Origin of the sequence: Rathayibacter sp. AY1F8 (assembly GCF_002932165.1) — a bacterium.
GTDB lineage: Bacteria > Actinomycetota > Actinomycetes > Actinomycetales > Microbacteriaceae > Rathayibacter.
Genome location: NZ_PSVB01000016.1, coordinates 69458 through 77764, shown reverse-complemented (window position 1 = coordinate 77764; position 8307 = coordinate 69458). Strand labels below are relative to the sequence as shown.

Below are 8307 nucleotides of genomic sequence, written 5' to 3'. Positions count from 1 at the left end.
TCCCCGACCCCCCCGGATCCACGAACCAGCACGGCATGACGCGCTCCACCACCGCGGGCAACGTCCGCGCCGCCGCCCGCTGACCCCCCAAGACCCGAGCAGCCGTCCGCGCGGGAACCCGGCTCTCGGCACGCCGCTCCGCGGCCACTCGACCAGCAGGGGCGGACGACGGACGCCCTCCCACCGCACGGTAGACACATCGCGCCCTGGAAATGGGAGTCTTGATACGCCGCTCTGCGGCTACTCGACCAGCAGGAGGAGGGAGCGCCCTCTCACCGCAAGGTGGAGGGCGCGTCCGAGAATCGCGTGGCAGCGATTCGAGGCAGCCCGACGGAATACGCTCTGCGGAACGCACCCCGTCGGGAGGCCGACCGCACTGAGCCGCGCAGGGAGCGGCTCAGAGTCGAGCTCAGCCCAGCGCCCGCTCGATCTTCTCCGTGATCTCGTTCTGGTCGAGGTAGTTGTCGATGACGACGACCTCGGCGAAGGTGCGGCCGATGCGGTCGACGAGCTCGCCGGAGGTGAGGATGACCTGCGCGTCGGCGGCGAGCGCGTCGACGGAGGCCAGGTCGGAGGCGATCACCTCGGCCTCGAGGTCGAGGGTCTCGAGGGCGCGCTCGGCGCCGAGCTTGAGGATGGCGGAGGTGCCGATTCCGGCGCCGCAGAGGGTGACGATCTTCATGCGCTTCTTCCGTGGTGCGGGTGGTGCGGGGTGCTGTCGGTGAGGACGGCGTTGATGCTGCGGAGGGTGCGGGCGGCGGCGAGTGCACCGACCGCGTCCGGACGGCTGAGCACGTCGGCGAGCCCGGAGACGAAGCCGACGTGCCCGTGCGCCTGGGTGGCGGCGATCCCGATGACGACCGAGACCGGATCGTTGGTGCTGTGCCCGAAGGCGACGGGCTCGGCCAGCGTGACGACGGAGAGGCCGTCCGCGAGGACGTCGTTGCCGGGCCGGGCGTGCGCGAGGGCGAGCCCGGGTGCGATGACGATGTACGGCCCGAGCACGTCGACCTGCTCGACCATGCGCCGGGAGTAGGCGGCGTCGACCGCACCGGTCCGCTCGAGAGCACGGCCCGCCTCGAGGACGGCCTCCCGCCAGGATCCGGCGGAGTGGCGGAGGGCCACCGCCTCCTCGGGGAGCGCGTCGAGCGGCACCGTCAGGCCGCCTCGAAGCCGGCGCTGATCGTCTCGACGAGCTCGCGGCGCTCGTCGAGCGGCAGGAAGGCGGCGTGGGCCGCGTTGAGCTGGAAGGCCTCGAAGTCGTCGAGGTCGTACCCGAAAGCGTCCGACAGGAGGGCGAGCTCGCGGCTGAGGGTCGTCGCGCTCATCAGGCGGTTGTCGGTGTTCACCGTGACGCGGAAGCCCAGCTGGTAGAGCAGGTCGAAGGGGTGGTCGGCGAGCTCGGCACCCCACGCCGCGACGGCGCCGGTCTGCAGGTTGGAGGAGGGGCTGAGCTCGAGGGCGATCTCGCGGTCCTTCACCCACTCCGAGAGCTCGCCGAGGGTCACGTAGCTCGCGTCGTCGTCCTGGCGCTCGATGCGGATGTCCTCCGCGATCCGGACGCCGTGACCCAGGCGCAGCGCGCGGCCGTCGAGCAGGGCGGAGCGGATGCTGTCGAGGCCGTCCGCCTCCCCCGCGTGCACCGTGGTCGGGAAGTGCGCCGCCGCGAGCAGCTCGAAGGCGGGACGGTGCCGCGAGGCGGGGAAGCCCGCCTCGGCTCCGGCGATGTCGAAGCCGATCGCACCGCGCTCGCGGTGGCGCAGCGCCAGCTCGGCGACCTCGAGCGAGCGGTCGGCGTGCCGCATCGCGGTGATCAGCTGGCCGACGCGGATGCGGTGTCCCTGCGCCGCCGCCTCCTGCACGCCCTGCTGCAGTCCCTCCTGGACCGCCTCGACAGCCGCGTCGAGCGAGAGCCCGGCGCGCTGGTGCTGCTCCGGCGCCCAGCGCACCTCGCCGTGCACGACTCCGTCGGCGGCGAGGTCGAGCACGAACTCGCGGGCCACGCGCTCGAGCGCCGGCGCGGTCTGCATCACGGCGACCGTCGTCTCGAAGGTGGCGATGTAGTCGGTGAGGGAGCCGGAGTCGGCCGTGGCACGGAACCACTCGGCGAGGGCATCCGGCTCCTCGGCCGGGAGCGGCACGCCCGTCTCGCGGGCGATCTCGAGGACCGTCCCGGGCCGCAGCCCTCCGTCGAGGTGGTCGTGCAGCGACACCTTGGGGAGCTCGTCGATGAGGACGCCCTCGCCCGGGAGGAGGTACTCCTCGGTCTGATCGGTCACGGTGCTCCTCGCGGGTCGGCGGTGGTTCGCCGACCACCCTAGAGGGTCGGCGGGAGCGGCTCGCCGGGCGGCGCCTCCTCCGTGCCGGGCGGCGCGGGGCTAGGAGACGCGCTCCGCCACGAGGGGGCCGCCGCCGAGCACCTCGTCGCCGTCGTCGCCGATCCGGTAGGCACCGTCGAGCGCCTCGAGCGCCCGGGCGAAGCGCTCCGGCTCGTCGGCCGACAGCGTGAGCAGGGGCTGGCCCGCGCGGACGCGGTCGCCCGGCTTCGCGTGCAGGTCGATCCCCGCCGCGTGCTGCACCGCGTCGGACTGGCGGGCGCGTCCGGCGCCCAGGCGCCAGGCGGCGATGCCGAACGGCAGCGCCTGCTGCTCCACCAGGACGCCGTCGCGCTCGGCGACCACGACGTGGGTCTCGCGGGCCTCGGGGAGCGCCGCATCCGGATCCCCTCCCTGAGCGCGGATGACCGCGCGCCAGGTGTCCATCGCCGCGCCGCCGTCGAGGGCGCGCTCGACGTCCGCGTCCGGCTGCCCGGCGAGGGCCAGCATCTCGCGGGCCAGGGCCAGCGTCAGCTCCCGGACGTCCGAGGGGCCGCCGCCGGCGAGCACCTCGACCGACTCCCGCACCTCGTTCGCGTTGCCGATGGCCAGACCGAGCGGCACGTTCATGTTGGTCAGCAGCGCGGTGGTCCGCACCCCCGCGTCGTTGCCGAGGTCGACCATCGCCCGCGCCAGCTCCCGCGAGCGCTCGATGTCGACCATGAACGCGCCGGAGCCGAACTTCACGTCGAGCACCAGGGCGTCGGTCCCCTCGGCGATCTTCTTCGACATGATCGAGGACGCGATCAGCGGGATCGCCTCGACGGTCCCGGTGATGTCCCGGAGCGCGTAGAGCTTCTTGTCGGCGGGGGCGAGGCCCGAGCCCGCGGCGCAGATCACGCCGCCGACCGTCCGCAGCTGCTCCAGCATCTCCTCGTTGCCGAGGTCGGCCCGCCAGCCCGGGATCGACTCCAGCTTGTCGAGCGTTCCGCCCGTGTGGCCGAGCCCGCGTCCCGAGAGCTGGGGCACCGCCACGCCGAAGGAGGCGACCAGCGGCATCAGCGGCAGCGTGATCTTGTCGCCGACCCCGCCCGTGGAGTGCTTGTCGACCGTGCGCTTGCCGAGTCCGTCGAACCGCATGCGCTCGCCGCTGGCGATCATCGCCAGGGTGAGGTCGCGGATCTCGTCGCGCTCCATCCCGTTCAGCAGGACCGCCATCGCGAAGGCCGCCATCTGCTCGTCAGCGACGTAGCCGCGGGTGTAGGCGTCGATCAGCCAGTCGATCTGCGCGGTCGAGAGCGTGCCGCGGTCGCGCTTGGTGCGGATGATGTCGACGGCGTCGAAGTCCTCGACGGGGGTGGTGCGGGTCATGCGGGGTCCTCGGTCCGGGAGTGGGAGCGGTGACGGCGGCCCTAGGAGGCGGCGTAGGCCTCGAGCGTGCGCGGGCCGAAGGCGTCGGGGATGACCTCGTCGATCGTCTTCACGCCCGACACGGTCTGGAGGAGCATGCCCTCGGCCGAGTGCTCGAAGAGCAGCTGGCGGCAGCGCCCGCAGGGCATCAGGACGCCGCCCTTCCCGTCGACGCAGGTGAAGGCGACGAGCCGGCCGCCGCCCGTCATGTGCAGAGAGGACACCAGCGCGCACTCGGCGCAGAGCGTGAGCCCGTAGGAGGCGTTCTCGACGTTGCAGCCCGAGATCGTCCGGCCGTCGTCCACGAGAGCGGCGACCCCGACGGGGAACTTCGAGTACGGGACGTAGGCGTGGCTCATGGCCTCCAGGGCGGCCTCGCGCAGCGCCTCCCAGTCGATGTCGGTCACGACGGCTCCTCTCAGGACTTCAGGTACGGCTTGCCGGCGGCGGCCGGTCCGCGGGACTGGCCGACGAGACCGGCCACCGCGAAGATCGTCACGACGTACGGCAGCATCAGCATGAACTCGCTGGGCACGGGCGAGCCGATGACGCCGAGCACGTTCTGCAGGTTGGTCGCGAAGCCGAACAGGAGCGACGCGAGCGTCGCCTTGATCGGGTCCCAGCGGCCGAAGATGACGGCGGCCAGGGCGATGAAGCCCGCGCCCGCGGTCATCTCCTTGCCGAACGCGCCGACCGCGTCGAGCGTGTAGTACGCGCCGCCGACTCCGGCGATCGCCCCGGCGAGGGAGACGTTCCAGAAGCGCGTGCGGGCGACATCGATGCCCACCGTGTCCGCGGCCTGCGGGTGCTCGCCGACGGCGCGCAGGCGGAGGCCCCACTTGGTCTTGAACAACCCCCACCACACCGCGAAGATCGCGAAGTACATCAGGTAGACGATCACCGTCTGGTTGAACAGGACGGCGCCCACGATCGGCACCTGGCTGAGCACCGGGATCGGGAGGCGGTCGAACTTCACCGGCGAGTTGAACGTCGACGCGTCGGCGGAGAGGACCTGGGAGTAGAGGAAGCTCGTCAGGCCGGTCACCAGCACGTTCAGCACGACTCCGACGATCACCTGGTCGACCAGGTACTTGATCGCGAAGGCGGCCAGCACGAACGACACCAGGACGCTCGCGACCATCGCCGCGAGCAGGCCGAGCACCGGCTGGCGGGTGAGGGAGCCGACCATCGCCGCGGTGAAGGCGCCGGCGAGCAGCTGCCCCTCGATCGCGACGTTGACGACTCCGACCCGCTCGGAGATGACGCCGCCGAGCGAGCCGAAGATCAGCGGAGTGGCGAGCCCGACGGTCCCGAGCAGCAGCCCCGAGACGGGCAGCGCGGCACCGGCCGACGCCCAGACGAGGAACCCGATCAGGAAGACCAGGGCGAAGACCGCCGAGAGCCAGAGCGGGATCCGGCGGCCGGCGCGGGTGAGCGCGGCCGACGCGACGGCCAGGGCGACCAGGAGGATCGCGACGACCACGCCCGTCCCCCGCGTCGGGAACGGGATGTCCGGCAGCGCGAAGAAGTCGGTCCCCGCGGCGAGGCGGAACGAGCTCGTCCCGTCGCGGCCGAGGGCCACGAAGAGGACGACGGCGAGCAGCGCGAAGACGCCGAACGCGATCGGCGCCTTCCAGCTGCGGATCACGACGCGGTCGGGGGCGGTGGCGACGGCGGTGCTCATGCGGACACCTCCGAGGTGCGGCGGGTGCGGCGCTTCGGGGCGGCCCCGGGCGTCGGGAGGCGGAAGATCGCGCGCACCAGCGGCGGCGCGGCGATGAAGAGGACGATCAGCGACTGCACGACGAGGACCACGTCGATCGGCACGCCCTCAGCGGCCTGCATCGAGTAGCCGCCCGCCTTGAAGGCGCCGAAGAGGATGCCGGCGAAGAACACGCCCCAGGGTCGGGAGCGGCCCAGCAGCGCGACCGTGATCGCGTCGAAGCCGATGCCCGCGTCGATCCCCGAGGTGAAGCCGGTCGTGACCGTCCCCATCACCTGGGCGCTGCCGGCGAGGCCGAGCAGGCCGCCGGAGAGCAGCATCGCGTACACGTAGCTGTTCTTCACGTCGATGCCCGCGACCCGTGCCGCGTGCGGGTTCTCCCCCACCGCGCGGAACTTGAAGCCGATCGTCGAGCGGTTCAGGAGCCACCAGACGAACACGGTCGCGAGGACCGCGAAGACGAAGCCGAGCGTGAGCGAGTATCCGGGGCCGAGGAGCGCCGGGAAGACCGCGGTCTCCTTCATCCCGGGCGACTTCGGGTTGTTCGAGCCGGGCGCCTGCAGCGCGCCGGGCGTCCGCAGGAGGTAGGAGATCAGGTAGAACGCGACGTAGTTGAGCATGATCGTGAGGATCACCTCGTGCGCGCCGGTGCGGGCCTTGAGCAGTCCCACGAGTCCGCCCCAGAGCGCGCCGCCCAGGATTCCGGCGGCGAGCGCGACGATCAGGTGCACGCCCCACGGGAGGTCGAAGGAGAAGCCGACCCAGCCCGCGCAGGCGGCGGCGATCAGCATCTGGCCGCGGCCGCCGATGTTGAACAGGCCGACGCGGAAGGCCAGCGCCACTCCGAGCCCGCCGGCGATCAGCGGAGTCGCGAAGGCCAGGGTGTCCGTCAGCGGCTTGATGCCGTTGGCGAAGCCCTCGCGGCGGAAGTTGTAGACCGAGCCCTGGAAGAGCGAGGAGTAGGCACCGGAGACGGACTGCCAGATCGCCTGCAGGGTGTCGAGCGGCCGGGCGAAGAAGTAGCCCGACGCCGCCTGGACGTCCTTGTCGGTCGCGGCGATCAGCACGCCGCCCGCGATGAGGGAGAGCAGCACGGCGAGCACCGACATCAGCGCGGTGCCGGAGAGGATCTCGCGCAGGACGCGGGAGGCGCCGCTCTCGAGCGGGCCGGTGCGCACCTCCTGATCCGGCTTCTGGCCGGGCTCGAGCCCGGACGCCTTCTCGGTCTCCGCGTCGGGATCGACCGCGGGCAGTTGCGCGTCGCTCACGCCGCCGCTCCCTTCTCGGCGGGCGTCTGCCCGGCCATCATGAGCCCCAGGACCTCGCGGGGCGTGTCGGCGGGGACGATGCCGATGATCCCGCCCTTGTACATGACCGCGATGCGGTCGGCGAGCGCCGCGACCTCGTCGAGCTCGGTCGACACCACGATCACGGGGACCCCGGTGTCGCGCGTCTCGACGATGCGCTTGTGGACGAACTCGATGGAGCCGACGTCGATGCCGCGGGTGGGCTGCGCCGCGATGAACAGCCGCAGCTCCCGGCTGAGCTCGCGCGCGAGCACCACCTTCTGCTGGTTGCCTCCGGAGAGGCGGCCGACGTGGGTGCCGATCCCCTGGGCGCGCACGTCGAACTCGCGCACCCGCTCCTCGGCGAAGCGCTCGAGCTCCTTGAGCCGCAGGCCCAGTCCCTTCACGAACGGACCGCGGTCGCTGCGGTCGAGCATGAGGTTCTCGGCGATCGTGAACTCGGCGACCAGACCGTCCTCGGTGCGGTCCTCGGGGACGAAGCCGACCCCCGACTCGAGGACGCGGCGCACGGACAGCCCGTCGAGGCGGCGCCCGTCCAGGGTCACCGAGCCCTCGACCCGCTCCTGCAGGCCCATGATCGCCTCGGTGAGCTCGGTCTGGCCGTTGCCCTGCACGCCCGCGATCGCGAGGATCTCGCCGCGGCGGACCTCGAAGGAGACGTCGTCGACGACGGCCTGGCCGTTGGCGTCGCGCACGGTGAGGTTCGAGACGACGAGGGCCTCCTCGCCCGGCACCGCCTGCTCCTTCTGCACCGTCAGCTCGACGGCGCGTCCCACCATCAGCGAGGCGAGCTCGGCGTTGCTCGCGGTCGGCGACGCCTCCCCCACGACTCTGCCGAGGCGGATGACCGTGATGCGGTCTCCGACCTCGCGCACCTCGCGGAGCTTGTGCGTGATGAAGACGATGGCGGTCCCGGCCGCACGCAGCTGGCGCATGATCGCGATGAGCTCGTCGGTCTCCTGCGGAGTCAGCACCGCGGTCGGCTCGTCGAACACGAGCACCCGGGCGTCGCGGGAGAGGGCCTTGATGATCTCGACCCGCTGCTGCACGCCGACGGGGAGGTCCTCGACCAGGGCGTCGGGATCCACGTCGAAGCCGAAGCGGTCCGAGATCTCGCGCACCCGGGCGCGCGCGGCGGCGAGGTCCAGGCGCCCGCCGGCTTTCGTCTCCTCGTGGCCCAGCATGACGTTCTCGGCGACGGTGAACACGGGGACGAGCATGAAGTGCTGGTGGACCATCCCGATGCCCGCCTTCATGGCGTCACCCGGACCGGAGAAGTGCTGGACCGCGTCGTCCAGCAGGATCTCCCCCTCCTCGGCCTGGTACAGGCCGTAGAGCACGTTCATGAGCGTCGACTTGCCCGCGCCGTTCTCGCCGAGGAGGCAGTGGATCTCACCGGGTTCGACGGTGAGATCGATGTGGTCGTTGGCCACGAGCGCGCCGAAGCGCTTCGTGATGCCACGCAGTTCGAGCTTCATGGGACCAATCTAACTTTCGGTTCGCGCCACGATGCGCCGTCGGCCGGGATCGATGGCCGCAGCGGAGCCGATCC

Annotated in this window: 8 protein-coding genes; all 8 read right to left on the bottom strand. The window is 71.9% G+C overall.

Going from position 1 to position 8307, the window contains the following annotated elements; genetic code table 11:
* Positions 1 to 409: 409 nt before the first annotated feature.
* Entirely contained in the window at positions 410 to 682 is a 273-nt protein-coding gene (locus C5C35_RS12220; RefSeq protein WP_104226416.1) for a PTS sugar transporter subunit IIB, read from the bottom strand.
* Positions 679 to 1155 carry a PTS sugar transporter subunit IIA gene (locus C5C35_RS12215; protein WP_104223177.1) on the bottom strand — a complete coding sequence of 159 codons (477 nt, stop codon included), beginning with the start codon at positions 1153 to 1155 and terminating at the stop codon, positions 679 to 681. Before C5C35_RS12215 ends, C5C35_RS12220 begins: the two co-directional genes overlap by 4 nt.
* A 2-nt stretch (positions 1156 to 1157) precedes the next feature.
* Entirely contained in the window at positions 1158 to 2279 is a 1122-nt protein-coding gene (locus C5C35_RS12210; RefSeq protein ID WP_104249478.1) for an adenosine deaminase, read from the bottom strand.
* A 99-nt stretch (positions 2280 to 2378) separates the two neighbouring features.
* Positions 2379 to 3686, bottom strand: a complete 1308-nt coding sequence (locus tag C5C35_RS12205; protein WP_104263199.1) for a thymidine phosphorylase — start codon at positions 3684 to 3686, stop codon at positions 2379 to 2381.
* Between the two features lie 41 nt (positions 3687 to 3727).
* Positions 3728 to 4132 (bottom strand): cytidine deaminase, encoded by a 405-nt coding sequence (locus C5C35_RS12200; RefSeq protein WP_104223180.1) that lies wholly within the window; start codon positions 4130 to 4132, stop codon positions 3728 to 3730.
* Between the two features lie 11 nt (positions 4133 to 4143).
* On the bottom strand, positions 4144 to 5409 hold the full coding sequence (locus C5C35_RS12195) for an ABC transporter permease (protein WP_104232837.1): 1266 nt from the start codon (positions 5407 to 5409) through the stop codon (positions 4144 to 4146).
* Positions 5406 to 6716, bottom strand: coding sequence for an ABC transporter permease (locus C5C35_RS12190; protein ID WP_208543314.1), 1311 nt, complete (start codon positions 6714 to 6716; stop codon positions 5406 to 5408). The genes C5C35_RS12195 and C5C35_RS12190 overlap by 4 nt, the downstream gene beginning before the upstream one ends.
* Positions 6713 to 8233 carry an ABC transporter ATP-binding protein gene (locus C5C35_RS12185; protein WP_104249475.1) on the bottom strand — a complete coding sequence of 507 codons (1521 nt, stop codon included), beginning with the start codon at positions 8231 to 8233 and terminating at the stop codon, positions 6713 to 6715. Before C5C35_RS12185 ends, C5C35_RS12190 begins: the two co-directional genes overlap by 4 nt.
* Between the last annotated feature and the right edge of the window lie 74 nt (positions 8234 to 8307).